This is a genomic window from Nostoc sp., from assembly GCF_036917275.1.
GTDB lineage: Bacteria > Cyanobacteriota > Cyanobacteriia > Cyanobacteriales > Nostocaceae > Nostoc.
On the sequence record NZ_JBALDF010000055.1, the window covers coordinates 17,590 to 35,146 of the forward strand.

18 protein-coding genes and 1 tRNA gene are annotated in these 17,557 nt (G+C 41.0%); 7 read left to right on the forward strand and 12 right to left on the reverse strand.

Features of this window, described 5'->3' with window-relative positions; translation table 11 throughout:
* The first annotated feature begins 38 nt into the window (after positions 1–38).
* The 4 genes from V7K35_RS19885 to V7K35_RS19900 all read left to right on the forward strand — a co-directional run bounded on the left by V7K35_RS19885 (position 39) and on the right by V7K35_RS19900 (position 2,339).
* A complete protein-coding gene (locus V7K35_RS19885; protein ID WP_335080899.1) occupies positions 39–266 on the forward strand; it encodes a hypothetical protein in 228 nt (75 codons plus the stop codon).
* Positions 233–505, forward strand: coding sequence for a type II toxin-antitoxin system RelE family toxin (locus tag V7K35_RS19890; RefSeq protein WP_335080900.1), 273 nt, complete (start codon positions 233–235; stop codon positions 503–505). The genes V7K35_RS19885 and V7K35_RS19890 overlap by 34 nt, the downstream gene beginning before the upstream one ends.
* A gap of 704 nt (positions 506–1,209) precedes the next feature.
* Positions 1,210–1,743, forward strand: coding sequence for a universal stress protein (locus V7K35_RS19895; protein WP_335081196.1), 534 nt, complete (start codon positions 1,210–1,212; stop codon positions 1,741–1,743).
* A gap of 230 nt (positions 1,744–1,973) precedes the next feature.
* Complete coding sequence (locus V7K35_RS19900) at positions 1,974–2,339, forward strand: DOPA 4,5-dioxygenase family protein (RefSeq protein WP_335080901.1); 366 nt, start codon at positions 1,974–1,976, stop codon at positions 2,337–2,339.
* Between the two features lie 194 nt (positions 2,340–2,533).
* Here V7K35_RS19900 and V7K35_RS19905 read toward each other — a convergent pair whose 3' ends face one another.
* The 6 genes from V7K35_RS19905 to V7K35_RS19930 form a co-directional block, all read right to left on the reverse strand.
* Entirely contained in the window at positions 2,534–2,836 is a 303-nt protein-coding gene (locus V7K35_RS19905) for a hypothetical protein (protein WP_334797064.1), read from the reverse strand.
* An 830-nt stretch (positions 2,837–3,666) separates the two neighbouring features.
* Positions 3,667–4,263 (reverse strand): dephospho-CoA kinase, encoded by a 597-nt coding sequence (gene coaE / locus V7K35_RS19910; RefSeq protein ID WP_335080902.1) that lies wholly within the window; start codon positions 4,261–4,263, stop codon positions 3,667–3,669.
* 13 nt (positions 4,264–4,276) lie between these two features.
* Positions 4,277–5,917 carry a uroporphyrinogen-III C-methyltransferase gene (cobA, locus tag V7K35_RS19915; protein ID WP_335080903.1) on the reverse strand — a complete coding sequence of 547 codons (1,641 nt, stop codon included), beginning with the start codon at positions 5,915–5,917 and terminating at the stop codon, positions 4,277–4,279.
* A gap of 26 nt (positions 5,918–5,943) precedes the next feature.
* Positions 5,944–7,026, reverse strand: a complete 1,083-nt coding sequence (locus V7K35_RS19920) for a tetratricopeptide repeat protein (protein ID WP_335080904.1) — start codon at positions 7,024–7,026, stop codon at positions 5,944–5,946.
* Positions 7,027–7,274: 248 nt separating this feature from the next.
* Entirely contained in the window at positions 7,275–7,751 is a 477-nt protein-coding gene (locus V7K35_RS19925; RefSeq protein WP_335080905.1) for a tetratricopeptide repeat protein, read from the reverse strand.
* A gap of 3 nt (positions 7,752–7,754) precedes the next feature.
* Complete coding sequence (locus V7K35_RS19930; protein WP_335080906.1) at positions 7,755–8,711, reverse strand: homogentisate phytyltransferase; 957 nt, start codon at positions 8,709–8,711, stop codon at positions 7,755–7,757.
* Positions 8,712–8,988: 277 nt separating this feature from the next.
* Between V7K35_RS19930 and V7K35_RS19935 the strand changes: the two genes are divergently transcribed.
* Complete coding sequence (locus V7K35_RS19935) at positions 8,989–9,609, forward strand: hypothetical protein (RefSeq protein ID WP_335080907.1); 621 nt, start codon at positions 8,989–8,991, stop codon at positions 9,607–9,609.
* A 76-nt stretch (positions 9,610–9,685) separates the two neighbouring features.
* On the opposite strand, the gene cobA (V7K35_RS19940) is transcribed toward V7K35_RS19935, so the two are convergent.
* The 3 genes from cobA (V7K35_RS19940) to V7K35_RS19950 all read right to left on the reverse strand — a co-directional run bounded on the left by cobA (V7K35_RS19940) (position 9,686) and on the right by V7K35_RS19950 (position 11,764).
* Positions 9,686–10,465 (reverse strand): uroporphyrinogen-III C-methyltransferase, encoded by a 780-nt coding sequence (gene cobA / locus V7K35_RS19940; protein WP_335080908.1) that lies wholly within the window; start codon positions 10,463–10,465, stop codon positions 9,686–9,688.
* The gene (locus tag V7K35_RS19945) at positions 10,462–11,229 is read right to left on the reverse strand and encodes a sirohydrochlorin chelatase (protein WP_335080909.1); all 768 of its coding nucleotides are present in this window, start codon (positions 11,227–11,229) and stop codon (positions 10,462–10,464) included. The genes cobA (V7K35_RS19940) and V7K35_RS19945 overlap by 4 nt, the downstream gene beginning before the upstream one ends.
* A gap of 151 nt (positions 11,230–11,380) precedes the next feature.
* Positions 11,381–11,764, reverse strand: a complete 384-nt coding sequence (locus V7K35_RS19950) for a DUF4359 domain-containing protein (RefSeq protein WP_335080910.1) — start codon at positions 11,762–11,764, stop codon at positions 11,381–11,383.
* Positions 11,765–11,888: 124 nt separating this feature from the next.
* Here V7K35_RS19950 and V7K35_RS19955 point away from each other — a divergent pair.
* Positions 11,889–11,961 (forward strand) — tRNA-His (locus V7K35_RS19955).
* Positions 11,962–12,522: 561 nt separating this feature from the next.
* Here the strand turns inward: V7K35_RS19955 and radC are convergent.
* Positions 12,523–13,254, reverse strand: a complete 732-nt coding sequence (gene radC, locus V7K35_RS19960) for a RadC family protein (RefSeq protein ID WP_334797051.1) — start codon at positions 13,252–13,254, stop codon at positions 12,523–12,525.
* A 353-nt stretch (positions 13,255–13,607) separates the two neighbouring features.
* Positions 13,608–14,546, reverse strand: coding sequence for a phosphoribulokinase (locus tag V7K35_RS19965; RefSeq protein ID WP_335081198.1), 939 nt, complete (start codon positions 14,544–14,546; stop codon positions 13,608–13,610).
* Positions 14,547–14,822: 276 nt separating this feature from the next.
* Between V7K35_RS19965 and V7K35_RS19970 the strand changes: the two genes are divergently transcribed.
* Positions 14,823–15,056 carry a hypothetical protein gene (locus V7K35_RS19970; RefSeq protein ID WP_335080911.1) on the forward strand — a complete coding sequence of 78 codons (234 nt, stop codon included), beginning with the start codon at positions 14,823–14,825 and terminating at the stop codon, positions 15,054–15,056.
* A 109-nt stretch (positions 15,057–15,165) separates the two neighbouring features.
* Here V7K35_RS19970 and V7K35_RS19975 read toward each other — a convergent pair whose 3' ends face one another.
* Positions 15,166–17,178, reverse strand: a complete 2,013-nt coding sequence (locus V7K35_RS19975) for an alpha-amylase family glycosyl hydrolase (RefSeq protein WP_335080912.1) — start codon at positions 17,176–17,178, stop codon at positions 15,166–15,168.
* Positions 17,179–17,557 lie beyond the last annotated feature (379 nt).

Consider the following 17,557-nt stretch of genomic DNA (forward strand, 5'->3'; position numbering starts at 1 on the left):
TGAACACCAATGGATTTCTACACATAGGAGTTATTAAAATGCTTGAGCTTCACAAAAGCTATGTTATCGATGACAATCAACAACCTATTGCCGTACAAATTCCTATCGCTGAATTTGAAAAGATTGAAGAAATCCTTGAGGATTATGGTTTAGCAAAACTCATGGAGGAAGTAGAGGAAGAAAAACCATTATCAAAAGATGATACAATATTATCAATCACTAAAAGAAGAAAATGTGGCAAGTTGAATATACCAAAAGGTTCTTGAAAGAACTTGCCGCGTTACCAGTTGAGATTCAAAGCCGCATAGAACCTATCGTGTTTCAAGAACTGGAATCAGAGAATCCGTTTGAATTAGGATATATTGAAAAACTGAAAGGCTATAGTGATAAATATAAGATTCGAGTTGGTGATTATCGCATTGGTATTACTCTTGATCAAACAACAAAAACATTAATCTGCCAACGAGTTACTTACCGCAAAGACATCTACAGAATTTTCCATTGAAGTATATACTATAATATTAAAATTAGGGGCGATCGCAAAAGTTATTTAAATACTAAAATTCTTGATAAAATTGAATCCATCAAAAATAATCATAAAAAATCAACTATAAACTTCCTGTAGAAGTGGCTAGTTTTGGAGCATGAATAATTGCCAAAATTAAATATTACTTCAGCGATTCTCTCACTAATAAATATTTATAGACTTCTACACAACAGTTTTGCGAAAGAGTGCAGGTTATTAGGTTGCTTTATGCTTAGAAAATGGACTTGTAGGACAAGGGATAAATCAAGAAGCAGCAGTCAAGCAACTTAATGAAGCGATCGCACCTCTCATTCCTCAAGTGCGATTATTGACTGAGAACAGGTATTCGTCCTCATCTCCTAGCTTGTTCTAGCAAGTTTGCCACAAGGGGAAGCCAGGGTTAAAGTCCCTCTCCCAATTTTGAGAGAGGAATTTAGTCTGAGGATCCAAAGATGTTTTTTCTAAAACGGGATGCTCCTTAACAATCAAAGATAAATCTTTACTTTTTTACAAGTTTCTCAAATTATTTTGCTGTATATATAAATATGGGGTGAAAACCTTTAATAACTTTAAAATTCAAAAGTTGCTAAACATAGTTGAGGGATTGGTCATTTTTGACAATCCAACATCTGGAAACCCGAAACCGTAAAGACAAATTACTAATGAAATCGGAGGTCTATATGATGTTTAAAAAGATTCTAGTTGCATTAGATCGCTCAGAAATAGGGCAACAAGTTTTTGAGAAGGCGTTGGGTTTAGCAAAGTTAACACAAGCTAGCTTAATGTTACTGCATGTCCTATCTCCCGAAGAAGACGGTAGTCCTTATAGCCCTACGCTGTCTAATTTGGACTACTATCCGGGATTGAGCAGTCAAAGCTTTGAGTTATACCAAAAGCAGTGGGATACCTTTAAAGATCAAGGAATCCAGATGCTGCAATCTTTCTCTGCCGAAGCTAACACAGCAGGTGTAGCTACGGAATTTACACAAAATATTGGTAATCCTGGTCGCATCATCTGTGATTTAGCCCATAGTTATGGTGCTGACCTAATTGTCATGGGGCGTCGGGGTCGTTCTGGGCTGATGGAACTATTTCTCGGTAGTGTGAGTAACTATGTTCTTCACCATGCTCCTTGTTCAGTGCATGTTGTGCATCTTTCAGCTACTCCGATAACAGATGAAATTATAAAAAAAACTTCAAGCAACTTTCAGGGTTAACTAACTACTAACATTGCATAAATCTTAGCGAACCAAATTTTGAATTTGGTTTATTCTCGCCTACCTCTTACCTGAATCGATGACCTCTGTAGAGTCAATCTCCACAAACGCTCCTTAACTGCACGGTATTAGGCTAAAATTGAGCGTAGGCGTAGCTCGTCGTAGACAACTTCAGTAAAAAAGAAAAAGTCCGCTACCCAAAATTAGAGTTGAGAGCGAAAAGTGGATCTATGAAAGAAGATACTATCGAGATCACTGGTTTTCATGCTCATGTTTACTTCGATACCGCGAGTCGCGATGTAGCTGCGCGTGTACGTGAAGGATTGGGCGCTAGGTTTGATGTGCAACTTGGACGCTGGTTTGACAAGCCCATTGGGCCTCACCCAAAAGGAATGTATCAAGTTGCTTTCTTACCGAATCAGTTTGATAAAGTTGTTCCTTGGTTAATGCTTAATCGTGAGGGATTGGATATTCTCGTCCACCCTGACACAGGCGATGCTGTCGCAGACCACGCGGTTCATTGCCTATGGTTGGGAGAAAAGCTTGATTTGAATATTAAGTTTCTTCAACAGCTTAGTTCGACTTTATCCAATTAAGAGAAGTAGCCCAATTTATGGTGTAAAAGTTCTGGTCTGAGGCGGGAAACTTTTTCTTTTGTGACTAATTCTGGTGAAATTGAGAAAGTTCAATATCTTGATAAATAAAGGTTTAAGCCTATGCTTAGAAGCTTTTAGCGGCTTGCCGCAGGCATCACAAGAATGGAATTGAAACAACTGGTTTACTTTAACATTTACTCAACCAATACTTGCTTGAGTAAAGCTATCCACATATCAGATGGCTCGGAGTAGTAATCAATTTCTTCAACTTGATATTGATAAGATTCACAACCTTGTCGTAAAATAATGCGATCGCCGGGTTTGATGCCTTTCCCGACTCCAGTCATGTACCCGCTCATTCCTTCATTGAGGCGCTCAAATACGTAGTCGTTTCCCCAAACTTGTTGGCTGTAATTGTGTATTTTATTCTTCTTTTTTAATTCGTTTGCTGGGCTAACTAAGGCTAACTTACTTAAAAAACTAAAATTTAAGTTCATACTTGTCCTGATCAAAGACATAAGTGAGTTCTCCCAAAGAAGAAATCTATAACGAAGAGTTCTGGACTCTAGTACCGCAAGGCGGAAGTCAAAAGTTCAAAGTATTATGGAATAAGCTCTTTAGGACTTTTCAATGGTCTGCTTATTTACGCCGTGCTGTACTAGGTAAATCTCAATTCCTTTCAATCACCAATCTAGAATCGAATAGGTGGAGAATCTAGTACAGCAGGCGCGGAAATCCACCTACTATCTCAATTAACAAGACTTGGGGATTAACAAGGAATTTTGCCCCAAGTTTTGTAGGCAAAGCATCGCCACAATCTACTAGTTAGGAATCAACCGCATTGAGAGCAAGTATTGCCAATGAATCACCCAATGTCTAATTAAGCGTCTGCACCTATAATTAGCAAAAACTAAATTACAAGCAGTTCTTTGATAAAGTACTTATAAAATAATTTTAAATTATTATTGTTTAATTTTTCTCAAATGACATATTTTGCCCAATTACCCTTTGAGGTCATTGATCATATTGCATATATCAGGTAAAAGTTCACTATTGATAATACTATTGATTAGTTTATTACCTTGAATTTTGAGCATCATGCTAATCATATTATCCCGTACAATATCAGAGGTGTATAGCAGCTATTGATTGACTAACTACTTAAATTTATAGTACAATCAACCGCAGTTTCAACTGTAAGATCACCGAATTCTTGGACAATATGGGTTTAGATATAAGTATTTTCTTTAATTAAAGAATATTCAGTTTATAAACCTTTTATGTCTTTATAATGTCGGATATATATATTTTTTAAGATAAATACGATCTAGTCCCTACTTATGGTTTTTCTGGCGACATCTACCTGCTTCAGTAGTACTTCTAAGGTGGAGGAGTTATCTAAAACGACATCTGCATGAGCTATTTTTTCTTCGATAGATAATTGGCTATTGATTCTGGCTCGTGCCTGTTCTCTATTTAAATGGTTTCGTTGTATCAATCTTTGTAGTTGTTGCTCTTGGGAACAACCTACTACCCAGATTTCTGTAACCAAATCAGTCATCCCAGCTTCAAATAATAGAGGCACTACTAACACTAGTGTTTGTGAGGAAGATTGGGCAATTGCTTTGAGGAAGCGATCGCGCACATCTGGATGAATTAAATTCTCTACCCAGTTGCGTTCATCTTCACGATTAAAGATAATTTCACCTAGCTTTTGGCGGTTGAGGCTGCCATCTGGTAGTAAAATTTGTTCGCCGTAACGTTGAGCGATCGCACCAAGAGTAGGCGAACCTAAAGATACTGCCTCTCTAGCATAAATATCTGCATCCAAAATTGGCAGGTTATAAGCGCTAGCTAAATAATTGGTGACAGTGCTTTTGCCTGTAGCAATACCTCCGGTTAAGCCGATTATACGTTTAAACATTGGTCATTTAATACTAAGAATTTGTCGCCCATGTTATCATTGCTTGAGTTAAACCATCTAAAGTATATTCTTCAGCTTCTATATCCACGCGTCCGAATAAAACATTACAAGTTGTGGAGGTTTGAGGCCCGATAGAGGCAATAGAAACTCCTTCTAATAATTGACTAATATCAAAGTAGCTGGGAAATATGTTGTTAGTAAGTTGACAGAAAAATTGTACAGTTTTAGAACTGGCAAAGGTAATCACATCTACCTTGCGGTTTTGGAGAGCTAACTCTGCCTCAAGTGGAATACCACTAGGACAACAAGATTGATATGCAGCAACTTCTATCACCTTTGCTCCCTTGAGAGTTAATTCCTTAACCAAAACTTCTCTGCCGCCGCTTTCAACTCTGGGAAATAAAACCTTTTTACCATCCAGTTTCTCTGGGAAATTTTCCACTAAAGAATCGGCAATAAAGTTGGGGGGAATAAAATCTGGTTGGAGAGAGTGTTGTTTGAGACTATGGGCTGTTTTCTCACCAACAACGGCAATTTTGACGCCTGCTAAGGCACGGGTATCTTTACCTTGGGCGATTAGCCTTGCAAAAAAGTAGTCTATGCCATTGGTAGAAGTGAGAATTAACCAGTCAAAGTCAGATAAATGAGCGATCGCATCATCCAAAGCTTCCCAACTGGAGGGCGGGCCGATTTCTAAGGTAGGCATTTCGATCACTGTTGCACCTGATGCAATGAGGCGATCGCTAAATTGGCTCGACTGTCCTACTGAACGCGTCACCAGAATTGTTTTGCCAGTCAGGGGAAGAGGAGATGAGGGGGGGAAGTTACTTAACATAGGTTGCGGTGTGGGAGTACTCTCGTTCCCAGGCAGAAGTTGGGAATGCGTTTCTCCAGGCTCCTGCCTGATAATTTCATCTAAATATATATTCTCAGGTTGTAAGTACTTGCGTAGCCCAACAACTTCGCCAATCACAATTACTGCCGGGGAAAGGGATAATTCGGTGGTTTGTTCCAGAATATTGCCCAGTTGCGCTGTCCAAATTTGTTGACGAGGAGTTCCTGCCCAACGGATGATGGCAATGGGTGTTAAGTGCGATCGCCCGTGTCGCACTAGTTGATGGATAATCTCTGGCAGATGTTGCCCTCCCATCAAAATTACCAGTGTATCTAAGCGTGAGAGTGCCTCCCAGTCTAAAACCTCTGGTTCATGAGCTGTAAGCACTGCAAAAGTGCGACTCAACACCGGATCTGTAAGGGGAATTCCTGCTAACAAAGGTGCTGCAAGGGCTGAGGAAATTCCCGGTACTAGTTCAAAATCACAACTAGATGCTTTCAACGCTTCAATTTCGGAAGTGCAACGCCCAAAAATCAACGGATCGCCTGATTTGAGCCGCACAACTTGTTTTCCTTGCTGGCAATGCTTTACTAGTAAGTTATTAATCTGTGCTTGGGTTGTACTGGGTTTACCACCGCGTTTCCCGACATCCAACTTCAAGCAATCAGGTGGTACGCACTGCAATAATTGAGCATCTACTAAGGCATCGTAGACTAAAACCTGAGCAGCAGCCAAGAGATTGTAAGCTTTTACCGTCAGGTATGCCACATCTCCAGGCCCAGCACCTACGAGGTAGACTTTGCCCCTTTCTTTAGTCATGGGTACAAGTGTCCAATGCCCTTTATTCAATTCGTTTGGGTATTAATTTTTTGGATTAGCTGATCAACCTGCTCAACCATCTCCTTGTTTGCCTCAGCTTGGAATAACTCTTTGGCTTTTTTGAGATTAATGATCGCTTCTTGTAGCTGTTGTTCTCTTCCCAAAGTGATTCCCAAATTATAGTAAGTGTATGCATCGTTGGGTACGAGGCTAATGGCTTTTTTGTAATGTGCGATCGCTTCTTCTGATTTACCTTGATCATCCATCGCATTTGCCAAACCCGTGTGAGCCTGTGCATGTTTGGGATCAAGGCGAATCGCTTCGGTATAGTCGGCGATTGCCTCTGTTAGCTTGCCTTGGGCGTAAAAAGCACTTGCTAAATTATAATGAGCGTCTACATAGTTGGGATCGAAGCTAATGGCTTGTTTATACTGGGCGATCGCTTCTTCTAGTTTGCCTTGAGCGTACAGAGTATTTCCCAAGGCATTATAACCTGCTGGATTTTTTGCATCGAGGCGGATGGTTGCTGTATATTCGGCGACTGCTTCTGCTGGCTTTCCTTGAGCGTAGAGAGCATTTCCTAAGTTATAGTGAGCGTCTGCATAGTTAGGATCAAGGCTGAGGGCTTTTTTATATTGGGCGATCGCAGCTTCTAACTGATTCAGTTTTGCTAAAGTCAAACCCAGATTTAAGTAGGCTCCAGAGTCTTTAGGATCGAAGCTGATGGCTTTATTGTATTGTGCGATCGCTTGTTGTGGTTTACCTTGATCGTTGAGAGTATTTGCTAAAGCAATATAAGCTTGTGCAAAGTTGGGTTCTTGTTCAATTGCTTTGCGAAAAGCCGCTTCTGCTCCTTTTAAATCTCCTTGTTTGTAGAGATTGGTTCCTTGTTCAAAGTTAGCAACTGCATTTTTTTTCTGAGGAACTGCTGCTTGATTTGAGCCAGGAATTTTTGATAAAACAACGCCAACATCTTTACCAAAGGCAGTATTATCATTATTCAAACACAAGCAGATAATAGCTACTGCTAGTATATTCTTGCTTTTCAGCATTTTTGTTACTTTAATTACTGAGTTGACAAGTAACTGGAATTGAATATAATTTTCCATTTTTACACACTTTATTCAACTATTTAGATATGGCAAAAACTTTTTTTATTATTTCTATTTCTATTAATATTATATAATTTAAAAATTTCAGGATTTATGCAAAATCATGATAAAATGTAGACGCGTTGGCGCAGCCTATCGTAGAGAAGAGGATTGCCGCAGGGTTGGCAATAACTTGGGGAGTTGACGTATAAGGGCGTAAAAGTAGTCAATCTGAAGTTGGATCAATAGTTTGTTTTCACTTAACTTCAGATTGATTGACTTGATTTAGTACTCATTTTATCTAACAGTTGAGTGATTTTTTTAGCTTTTTCAGGTTGACGTTGTTTTTGCAATAAATTTTTAGCTTGTAGCAAGTTAGTTTTGGCTTCCTCTTCTCGCTCTTGTTGCATGAGAATATTCGCCAGACGCAAGTAAGCATCAGGGTTTTTCGGACTGCGGCGAATCACTTCCCGGAATAATTCTGTTGCTTCCTCTACTTGACTTTGCTGGTTTAAAACATCTCCCAAAAACAAGCGCACCACATCATTGGTAGAGTTAAGGGAAATCACTTTGCGAAATGCTGCTTCTGCACCTTGGTAATCTTTTGCTTGAGTAAGATTGATTCCTTTTTGAAACAAGTCTGAGATAATCAAAGTTTTCCAAGCGAAATAGCCAAGAATTGATAGACTGATAACAACTACAAGAGCAGGGATAATAGAACTAGTGGGAAAGGTTTCTAACATTGTTTAAGCCAAAAGGCAGGCGAGAGGAAAAATCAGATATTCGATAAAAAATAGTTTCCAAATAAATTGATAGAATTGAGCGATCGCACTTTTATCTTGTAAGTCTACTGCAAAACTCTGCAACCACATCCAAACTAGCAGCGCTAAATGAGCAATTATCAGAAATATGGGGTTAACTGAGGCAACATGTAGCACACCAACTATAATTATCCCCAAATAGCAGACAGTTATCACCCAAAGAGCCAGATTAAATACAGCTTGAGAACCGAGTTTGATAGTGAAAGTAGAGATATTATAGAGGCGATCGCCTTCCATATCTGGGATATCTTTAAAGATAGCGATCGCAAAGGTAAACACCAAGATAAATAACGTCAGCACCCACACCACAGGCGGAATTCCTTGGCTTTGTTTCAGCGCCCAGCTATAGTGCAAATACAATCCTAAATTAACAATCGTGCCGCGCACCGAAAAAATACACAGTGCTGCCCAAAATGGAAACTGTTTCAAGCGAATTGGCGGTAAAGAATAAGCAGTACCAATGGCCAAACTAATTGCTACCATGCCCAATAAGAATGGCCCAGTTAGCCACGCCACAACTAGCGCCAAAATCCCAGTCAAAGCCACAATTAATTGGCCCGTCTGTTGAGAAAACTCACCTGATGCCAACGGTAAATGAGGCTTATTAATCTTGTCAATATCAACATCTTCTAATTGATTCAACCCCACAATGTAAACATTGCCACACAGACAAGCAATCCACGCACCCAAAACCCGACTCAGTGGAATACCAGAAAATCCAGTCGAGGAAACAGCAATGGCTATTAAATACAAACCCAACACACTCAGACTTGTACCAATAATCGTGTGAGGGCGAGAGAATTTCCAGAAAGCGTATAACCAATGGAAATATGATTGAACGGGCTTATCTGGCAAAGGGCTGTTTTGATAACTCTGGCTCATGAGTAGCTTAGATTCAGTATTCCGGCTTATTGTTAACCATTGTCACAGAATTTGGTCATTAACAAGAGCCAAAGGTCTAGACACACTGCATTTTCATCGGGGAGGGATGGCTACCGCCGTTGGTGCAGCCCACCCTACAAGAGAATCAATCTAGCTCATGAAGACACTCAATCCCGAAAAAATCTCACAACCAACCATCAAAAGACCTTTTCCCTGCTCCCTATAACGCTACAATCTATCAGAAAAGCAAAGAAATAGTTAAATCCAGAGTGCCTTCATGACCGCTGATTTGACATCTACAGCGATATTTGACTTTGTGACCGTGCTATCCCAGGCTGCGGCTGCGTATCGAGTACCCAAAGCCACACGTCTTAATCCGGAAATATTAGTAAATGCCTTGCTACAAGCAGAAAAATCTGTCAAGCAGCAACGGTTAACTTATCCGTTTGAGTCTCTTTTAGGTAAATGGCAACTTTGCTTTGTCACTGGCACTAAGAAAGTTAGAGAGCGCGGGGGAATTGTATTAGGCAAGGGTTTGTATGTACCCAAGTTTATAACAATCCATGTTTCCTTTAATACTACTTTAGAACAGGATTTAGGCAGAGGCGAAATTGTTAATCAGGTTGAATATGGCCCACTTTTGTTGAAACTCACCGGACCAGTGCAATATTTAAGTAAGAAAAATTTATTGGCATTTGACTTTAACCACATGTTTATCAGTCTGTTTGGTCGTGTCGTTTACAACAGACCAATCCGTTTTGGTAAAATTAAAACAGAAGATTTCTACAACCTGCCCATAGCTAAACTACCCTTCTTCGGCTTCTTTTTACAGACGGAAGATTTCATTGCAGCTCGCGGTCGTGCAGGAGGATTGGCATTTTGGATTCGAGAAAGTTAAAAACATGGGAGAGAAAACCCCCACCATCTAAAGGGCTTTCTCTACACTTCTGATTTTTCTTTTTTTGTGCAAACCATCAAACTGGACGACAACCAGACAAAATACTGTGCATATTTACTACTTGTCCAATGACTGCGATCGCAGGCGCACCAAATCCAGTTTGTTCCACCTGTTTGACAATTGTCTCTAAGGTGCCAATCAATTCTTCTTGTTCTGGGCGTGTACCCCAGCGCACCAAAGCAATGGGTGTTTCTAAATTCAACCCAGCTGCACTTAATTGTTCCACAATATAAGGCAGATTGTGAATTCCCATATAAATTACAATCGTTTCGGAACCGTGGGCGATCGCACTCCAATTCACTATCGGTCTATACTTACCTGCCGCCTCGTGACCAGTCACAAATGTTACGGATGAACTATATAGCCGATGAGTCAAAGGGATACCTGCATAGGCTGCGGCTGCAATCCCCGATGTGATACCAGGCACAACTTCCGTTGATATTCCCGCTTTGACTAATTCTTCCATCTCTTCGCCACCGCGACCAAAAATAAACGGATCGCCACCCTTTAGCCGCACCACAATTGCATTATCCTGCGCTTTATCAATCAGCAATTGGGTTGTTTCTGACTGCAACAACGAATGTCGCCCCGCACGCTTACCAGCATTAATTTGCTCTGCTTGGGGATTAATCATTGCTAGAATTGCCGGACTCACTAAGGCATCATAGATAACTACATCTGCACATTCCAATAAACCTTTCGCCTTCAAGGTAATTAGTCCTGGATCTCCTGGCCCCGCACCTACCAAATAAACCTTTCCCAAATACTTGCTTTTCTCTGTCATTGTGCGGTTCATTTATCTGTTAAATCCCAAATTAGCTCGGCTAATTCTGCACTTGCTCCTAGTGGCTCTGCCAATTGGAAATTCACCGCAGAAAATTGTAATTTTAACTCCTCTATTGAGGCGGCGATCGCATCGGTTATACCACCAGCGAATAAAAAGTATGGCAAAATTGCAATTTCCCGATAACCAGCAGCTACCAACTCTTTGACTCGTGATTTTAAACTAGGAGGTACAGACCAATAAGCAACCACTGCTCCCAAACTTTCTGCTATTGCTTGAACTGGTTTTTCAGAATCGGGGCGACGGCTACCATGAGTTAACAAAATCCATGCTTGTGCTTTGATAGTAGCGATTTGCTTTGCCAGTAATTTTTCTAAATCTGGGTGAGAGCCTAAATATGGTTGCAACTCAATGATCATATCTTGACCAAGAGCCTGTTGTGCTAGTGCTACTTCGGCTGGAATATCTGTCATAACATGCACTCCCGGCAGCAGAAATAGCGGTACAATTTTCAGGCTATTCTCGTTTTCAGATAGTTTGCGTAGGCGTAGTTCGCCGCAGCCATCGCAAAAAGCGCTCTTGGCAAATTGTTGAATCTGCTCGGATAAAGGCTGAGAACTCATTTCCAAAGCAGCTATACCAACCAGATGTTCACTATTTGATGGGTTGTGGTTTTTTGGTAATTTGTTGCATACCAGCTTTGCTAGTTGCTGCATAGCAATTTCTGGGCGCGGATCGCGACTTCCGTGAGATACTAGCAGATAGGCAGATGACATCGGCAAAGCTTAAACTCTCAGTTACTAATTCTCATATCTTACTTAATATTAAGCTGGTGGTTATAAGGACTCTGGTAATTATTGAAACTATTCTCAATTACTAAATACAAGTATTATTAATCACTTTTATATTCTTTTACTCCTACTTATATTATTCTTCTTTGGCAGTGTAAGTATAAAATTTATCAAAGGCTCCCACCGTTTCAAATTTGTAAGAAGGCATCCAAGAATTTATTTTTAAATCTGTATGGTAAATGCTAAAAATCATGTAATCTTGTCTTTCTGTAGTCCTGGCAACAATTTCTTGGATTTGCGGGTTAGCCGAGTCAACCAACTTATCACAATTAAAACGGATTAAATTTTCGATAATATTCGTGGTTTTTTTGCATACATCAGTTTTTAAGTATTCTGTTAACCGTTGCACTGCATATTCTTCATATTCAACCTGACTGGGATTAGTCTTCGCCATTGTCACACCCAAGGCGGCGAGTCCTGCTGCTGCTCCAGTATATGCAATGATAGTTAAAGGTTTCATGTTTGCTAAGTAAAATTCCTTGTAATCGTTAGATTTCAGAGACTCTAAATCAATTGAGTCCGTTCCTGGAACAAAAACTCTTGATTGCTTGCCAAATTATTGCTATAATTCAAATTGTTGAATGGCGAGCGTAGCCAAGTGGTTAAGGCAGTGGTTTGTGGTACCACCATTCGTGGGTTCAATTCCCATCGTTCGCCCTAGATAATTTCATAGTTCTTCATATATTCTTATAGAAGATGGGTTGTGGTTCTGAATATTCATAACCATTACTTTAGCAAGGATCTGCCGTCTCCAAGTTCATGGACTGGGAAAGGCCGCAAATCCACCATGATTCATCAGATTAGCTTATAAATAATTTGGTGTATATAAGCAAATCTACTTGCCAAATAAAAATTAAGTGGGCGATGTCCACTTATCTACAAGATGCTATGTGTAGGTTGCTTGTTTGCGCTGTGAAAGCCTTTGTTTTAATCATAATTTAATTACAGCAGATTGCAAGTTAATGAAGTACAAAAATACCCCTCCCTAACCCTCCCCGATAGATTGGGGAGGGAACTAGATTAGGAATTTCCCCCCAATACATCGGGGGGATTAAGGGGGGTAAGGATGTACTTCATTTAAATGCAAAATGCTGTAAACCTCATCTATGTTGAGAACTGTAGTTTTTGCCCTCTCCCTAAATTCCTCTCCCTACTTGGGAGAGCAGGGTGGTTTCATACAAAGAAAGAAAAAACCTTTTGGATTTGATGCGAATTGCTTTAATCCCCCTGCGGATGCTCATTCCACAAGGTTGTCAGTTCGCGTAAACTTTGATGATTGCCATTGCCCAAAATCAGATGATCTAATACTGGAATGCCTAAAAGCTGCGCCCCTGCTAACAACTGACGCGTTAACTCTATATCTTCGTGGCTTGGTTCAAGATTCCCAGAAGGATGGTTGTGGGCAACTATTACCCGCGTTGCACCTTGACGAATAACTTCTCGAAAAATATCACGGGGAGAGGCTAGGGTTTCGGTTGCAGTACCAATGGTAATTACTTGCGTACCCAGCAAACGATTCTTGACATCTAACAGCACCACTGCAAAACGTTCTTGTATTTGCCACATCAAATCTTGACTGAGGGTGGCAGCAGCAGCAAGTGGGCTATCAATTAATGTGCCATCTAAAGGTCGAGATTGAAAGGCGCGTTTGCCCAATTCAATTGCTGCTAAGATACTTGTCGCCTTGGCTGGCCCAACACCAGAAATTTGCATCAACTCAGCGGGGGTAACTTCTCGCAGAACTACCAAAGGATCACGTTGGTGTTTGCCTAATTCGCTCAAGATATATTGTCCCAAACCCACAGCAGATAATTTTCCCGGGCCTTGACCAGTGCCTAGAAGAATTGCAATTAACTCTGCTGTGGCTAAAATTTTAGCACCATGCGTCATTAATCGCTCACGCGGACGCTCATTTGTAGGTAGGTCGGCAATTCTAAGGCAATAGGTCATAAACTAAGGTAATCGTCACCACACATCAAACTATTCTTAGTTATCCCTTGTTTGCGATCGGAATTATCCTTAACTAGAGAAAATCTTTAATCTTGGGAAATTTTATCTATTTCTGCACATCATGTTTTCGGAGGAATAAAAGTCAATTTTTTAATGAACCGCCAACTCTTGGAGAGGCTTCCGCCAACGCGTAGCGTCTGGCAGAGAAGAGACAAGAGTATGTCCGCTCTTTTTGTTAAAGTTCTAGATATAGTCAGTGAACAGTTGAGCGTTGAGTTGGATAAAGTAAATTTGACTAGTCACATTTGTAACGATTTAGGGGCAAACTCGTTAAACCCCTTCATCTTCGCTGATTACTGATGAATTTGCGTTGCTTTGAGCATGTGGTAGGTAATGATCAACTGAGTAAGAGCGAGGGGGTAACTTTGCAATGTCTCCCCAGTTGTACCAGCAATTCTACCCAGTTCTGGATTACTTTCGCGATCGCAAATACTTCGTAAATGGGGCATATCAGAACAAATAATATGCTCTAGCTTATTTACCTGTTCTAAGGTTGCATGGCCATCAACTTCTAAGACATCCACAGGCTTACTCATATCCCTATCTAGCCCCAGGCGGATTGCTGAGTCAGAATTACCGTAGCTAGAGTTGATAATCGGGGTAAAATCTGGGTGAGGAATTGTCGGACGTAGTACCAAACGCACATTTAAATGTCCATTGGTTTCATCAGCTTCCTCAATGGGTGGGTAAAAACTAATAACTATATCAGACCATTGTCGTTGTGGACGGATGAATTGTGCTGAATCTGGTTCGCGCTTTTCTAATTCTGCTAATACCTGTTCATCTGTGTAGCCGCGCTTTTGCGTATCCCGCTTGACTTTCCACTTAGCGCGTAGTTCTTCAGGTGGTGCAAGGTAAACTTTCACGTCGTAAGAATCACGAGCAGCACGGGTAGAATAACCGAGTAATCCCTCAATAATCACGAATTTATTGGGCTTGATATACTGCGGTGGCTCGAATGTGCCGGTTTTATGGCTGTAAACTGGTTTAAGAATTGGCTGTCCTGTGCGTAGCAACGACAAGTGTTGCTGCATAATATCTAAGTGGTTGCAGTCGGGGTGGAGAGCGGTGATGCCAATCTCTGCACGTTGTTGGCGATCGTAACGGTGATAATCGTCTGTGCAAATGATTGTGACATTTTCTGGGCCGAGTACCTGAGCGATTCCTCGCGTTAGTGTTGTTTTCCCAGCAGCGCTGTCGCCGACAATACCAAGAATTATTGGACGGCTCATCATACCTCCCAGAATAAAAACAAGTTTAGTAATAAAATTTCCTTACAATAGTTTTTATTCTAGAAGGGTTTAGGCAAGTAACTCAACTAAAGGCTTTGGTATGCAATATCTCTACATATAGAATGTCTGTACGCTGGTTTCTTGCATAATAATTACAAACTACATGGCTGATTGAGTCGTCTGTACCCATAATGATGGATGTAGCCGCAAAGTTTCAGATTGACTTAACATTATCTTTGACTAAGTACAGCTTTGCGTAAAATCGTAACGTTTTTAATGCAAGGAGATGCATTGGCATTGTCAGCTGATGCGTTGGCATTGTTAGCCGATGCGTTGGCATTGTTAGCCGATGCATTGGCATTGTTAGCTGATGCATTGGCATTGTTAGCTGATGCATTGGCATTGTTAGCCGATGCATTGGCATTGTTAGCTGATGCATTGGCATTGTTAGCTGATGCATTGGCATTGTTGGACGAGTCTATTGGCATTGCAGGGTATTGCCAAATTTAATTCGGTACGAATTTAGGACTTACGCAAAAATTGCCAAAAAGCTTAATTTATCGAACCGCCAAGACGCCAAGAGCGCCGAGAATTCGTACAGTGTGCGTAAGTGCTAGAATTAATGAAATGCTGTACTAAGCGAAACTAGAGTGTACACTTTTGCTTCCCAAGGGAAGATACTTTCTCTGCCTACCCATTCTGATGGAACTATCCGCTCTTGAGTAATTTCCTGCCACTGCTTGCCAACTGGGGTTGCAGGCCAATTCGGGACTCTGTACTCAGAACCAACAGGAGTGCCGTAGTCAGAGAAATTCGCCACTACAACTACTAATTGATCGGCTTTATTACCACGCTGCCAGACTAGAACTCGTTTACCATCATTAAAGTCAACATGCAGAAATTGAGTATCATTTACAGCTAAAGCACCGGAAGTCTTACGCAAGCGAATCAACCTGGCAACGTATTGGAAAATGCGTTGCCGCCAATCATCTTTCACACGGCTGTAGTTAACAGGGTCAATCTGCTTATGATCATCTGTTGGAGACAAATCCTGCTGATCGGCAAATTCGTCTCCGGCAAGGATCATGGGAATTCCTACAGCAGTAAGGAGGGAGACAAATGCTAATTTAATGCGCGGTTCAGTATGATCAATTCCATTACTAACCAGGTAGCTGAAGAAACGCTCGTTACCATAACCGCCAACATCATGGGAAGTTATATAGTTTACCGCTTGAGAACCATCTGTAAAGCCTAAGTTTCGGCAATCAATTAGTTTGCGGATACTCCACTCAAAGCTAGGTTCATCCCAGGCGTTCTTACCTAAAATCACCTGTCGGATGATTTGCTTGAACTTTTCATTCCAAAGTCCATCCAGACGATTTTGTTGGATGAGAGATAAGGGTACACTCAACTCTTCGCCAACTACGAGGAAGCGATCGCCGGTTCCACCTCTTTTGTCCCAAAGGGTGCGGGCAAAATCTTTGAATTCCTGCAAAAAATCATAGCTGGCAATATTGTTGACGCTATCCAACCGCAGACCATCAACCCGATAGTATTCTAACCAGTGGGCAATATGAGCTTTTAAGTATTCACGGGCTGGGACAAGCCAGGACTTTTGCCCAGTAATTGGGTTATAGCCCTCTACCCAATAGTCGTACTTAAATAAATCCCCACCAAAGCCATCTCTTGACCCTTGTTCTGGATCACCACTAGCCCATTTGATATAAAATTCCAAAAAATTAACGTTATGGTAAGGGTTATTCCGCGAGAATGCCATCACCACATCCACAAAAAAGCGCAACCCTTGCTGATGACAAACTTTGATTAGATTAGCTAAATCAGTCGAAGCAGTAGGTGCTGACTCGCTATCTGGACTTCCTAAATCAAAATCTGCTGCAAAATAATTTGCTGTACCATAGCCCCAATTGAGATTATCATCACTGTCTTCTGGTGGCAGAAGTTCTAAAGCATTGATTCCCAGTTCCACAAGATGAGCGCGGTTATTCAAGGCGCTGAGTATGGGAAAAGTAGGAGCGATCGCTTCTGGAATCAACAGTGCCAGTACGTCACGAAATGTGCCGTTTCCTTCTTCAATCAATCCATTTGAGTTAATCTTTGTCCAGCGAGTTGGTAATTCGTAAATCACCAGTTGATTATTGGTTGGCAGCGTCTCTAAAGCAGCATCGCCTTCCCAATTTACAGTTTGCCCTTCAGGATCACAGGGAATTAGCGTCTCATTTTGATAAAGTACGACGCTTGCTGGATCGAAGCTAGCAACACCTCCCAATTCTGACGGCGTTGGTGCGCGTAAGCGTCGATCCACAGTCGTTGCTGTTGGATCTGTGCAGTAAAGAATTTGGTTAGCATTGGCAGAGTCGTAGGGGTCTGAGTTACGGACTTTAAACCAATAAAAGTAGACCTGTCCTTCAGTCAGACTAAATTCTTTAGCCGAAACTTCCCACAATTCTGGAAATTCTGTTGATTGACGAAGCGGAACTTCTCTGAATTGAGCTAACCTGTCTGGACTTTCGGGAGCAGTGTTGCCAATGTAAAGAGTGGGAGCTAGTTCTGAAGCACCGGGACGCCACAAGACAAAATGAGTTTTTTTGCGGCTCAATAAATCGATAGGCATTACAATAACCTCTGATCAAAGTTCAGTTATGAAGTTCTTACACAACAGCCGAGTGTTATTCCAGACGATAGGTTGAATTTCTTTTAAGTGTCAATTTTAGGCAGTGGATTGAGTATTTTACTGGTAATAGGAAGTTAACTTTATCTATATCAAGGTCTTTATATTTACTGTTATTGGCTTTCATCCTTGAGTTAAAAGACATTCAATCCTCAAAAGTTTTTCGGTTTTGAAAATTGCATTTTGGGGTTTTCTGCATATTGATGAGCAACGGTAAAGAAAAAGACTATACATTCAGGACTAAATACAGCTTTGCGTAAAAGCGTAACATTGTTAATGCAAGCCGACACATTGGCATTGCAAGCCGACACATTAACAATGC

Bases quoted from the DNA above. Each gene is read 5' to 3' on its own strand.
- V7K35_RS19885 (WP_335080899.1), top strand. From the start codon at position 39: ATGCTTGAGCTTCACAAAAGCTATGTTATCGATGACAATCAACAACCT.
- V7K35_RS19890 (WP_335080900.1), top strand. From the start codon at position 233: ATGTGGCAAGTTGAATATACCAAAAGGTTCTTGAAAGAACTTGCCGCG.
- V7K35_RS19895 (WP_335081196.1), top strand. From the start codon at position 1,210: ATGTTTAAAAAGATTCTAGTTGCATTAGATCGCTCAGAAATAGGGCAA.
- V7K35_RS19900 (WP_335080901.1), top strand. From the start codon at position 1,974: ATGAAAGAAGATACTATCGAGATCACTGGTTTTCATGCTCATGTTTAC.
- V7K35_RS19905 (WP_334797064.1), bottom strand. From the start codon at position 2,836: ATGAACTTAAATTTTAGTTTTTTAAGTAAGTTAGCCTTAGTTAGCCCA.
- coaE (WP_335080902.1), bottom strand. From the start codon at position 4,263: ATGTTTAAACGTATAATCGGCTTAACCGGAGGTATTGCTACAGGCAAA.
- cobA (WP_335080903.1), bottom strand. From the start codon at position 5,917: ATGACTAAAGAAAGGGGCAAAGTCTACCTCGTAGGTGCTGGGCCTGGA.
- V7K35_RS19920 (WP_335080904.1), bottom strand. From the start codon at position 7,026: ATGGAAAATTATATTCAATTCCAGTTACTTGTCAACTCAGTAATTAAA.
- V7K35_RS19925 (WP_335080905.1), bottom strand. From the start codon at position 7,751: ATGTTAGAAACCTTTCCCACTAGTTCTATTATCCCTGCTCTTGTAGTT.
- V7K35_RS19930 (WP_335080906.1), bottom strand. From the start codon at position 8,711: ATGAGCCAGAGTTATCAAAACAGCCCTTTGCCAGATAAGCCCGTTCAA.
- V7K35_RS19935 (WP_335080907.1), top strand. From the start codon at position 8,989: ATGACCGCTGATTTGACATCTACAGCGATATTTGACTTTGTGACCGTG.
- cobA (WP_335080908.1), bottom strand. From the start codon at position 10,465: ATGAACCGCACAATGACAGAGAAAAGCAAGTATTTGGGAAAGGTTTAT.
- V7K35_RS19945 (WP_335080909.1), bottom strand. From the start codon at position 11,229: ATGTCATCTGCCTATCTGCTAGTATCTCACGGAAGTCGCGATCCGCGC.
- V7K35_RS19950 (WP_335080910.1), bottom strand. From the start codon at position 11,764: ATGAAACCTTTAACTATCATTGCATATACTGGAGCAGCAGCAGGACTC.
- radC (WP_334797051.1), bottom strand. From the start codon at position 13,254: ATGACCTATTGCCTTAGAATTGCCGACCTACCTACAAATGAGCGTCCG.
- V7K35_RS19965 (WP_335081198.1), bottom strand. From the start codon at position 14,546: ATGAGCCGTCCAATAATTCTTGGTATTGTCGGCGACAGCGCTGCTGGG.
- V7K35_RS19970 (WP_335080911.1), top strand. From the start codon at position 14,823: ATGCAAGGAGATGCATTGGCATTGTCAGCTGATGCGTTGGCATTGTTA.
- V7K35_RS19975 (WP_335080912.1), bottom strand. From the start codon at position 17,178: ATGCCTATCGATTTATTGAGCCGCAAAAAAACTCATTTTGTCTTGTGG.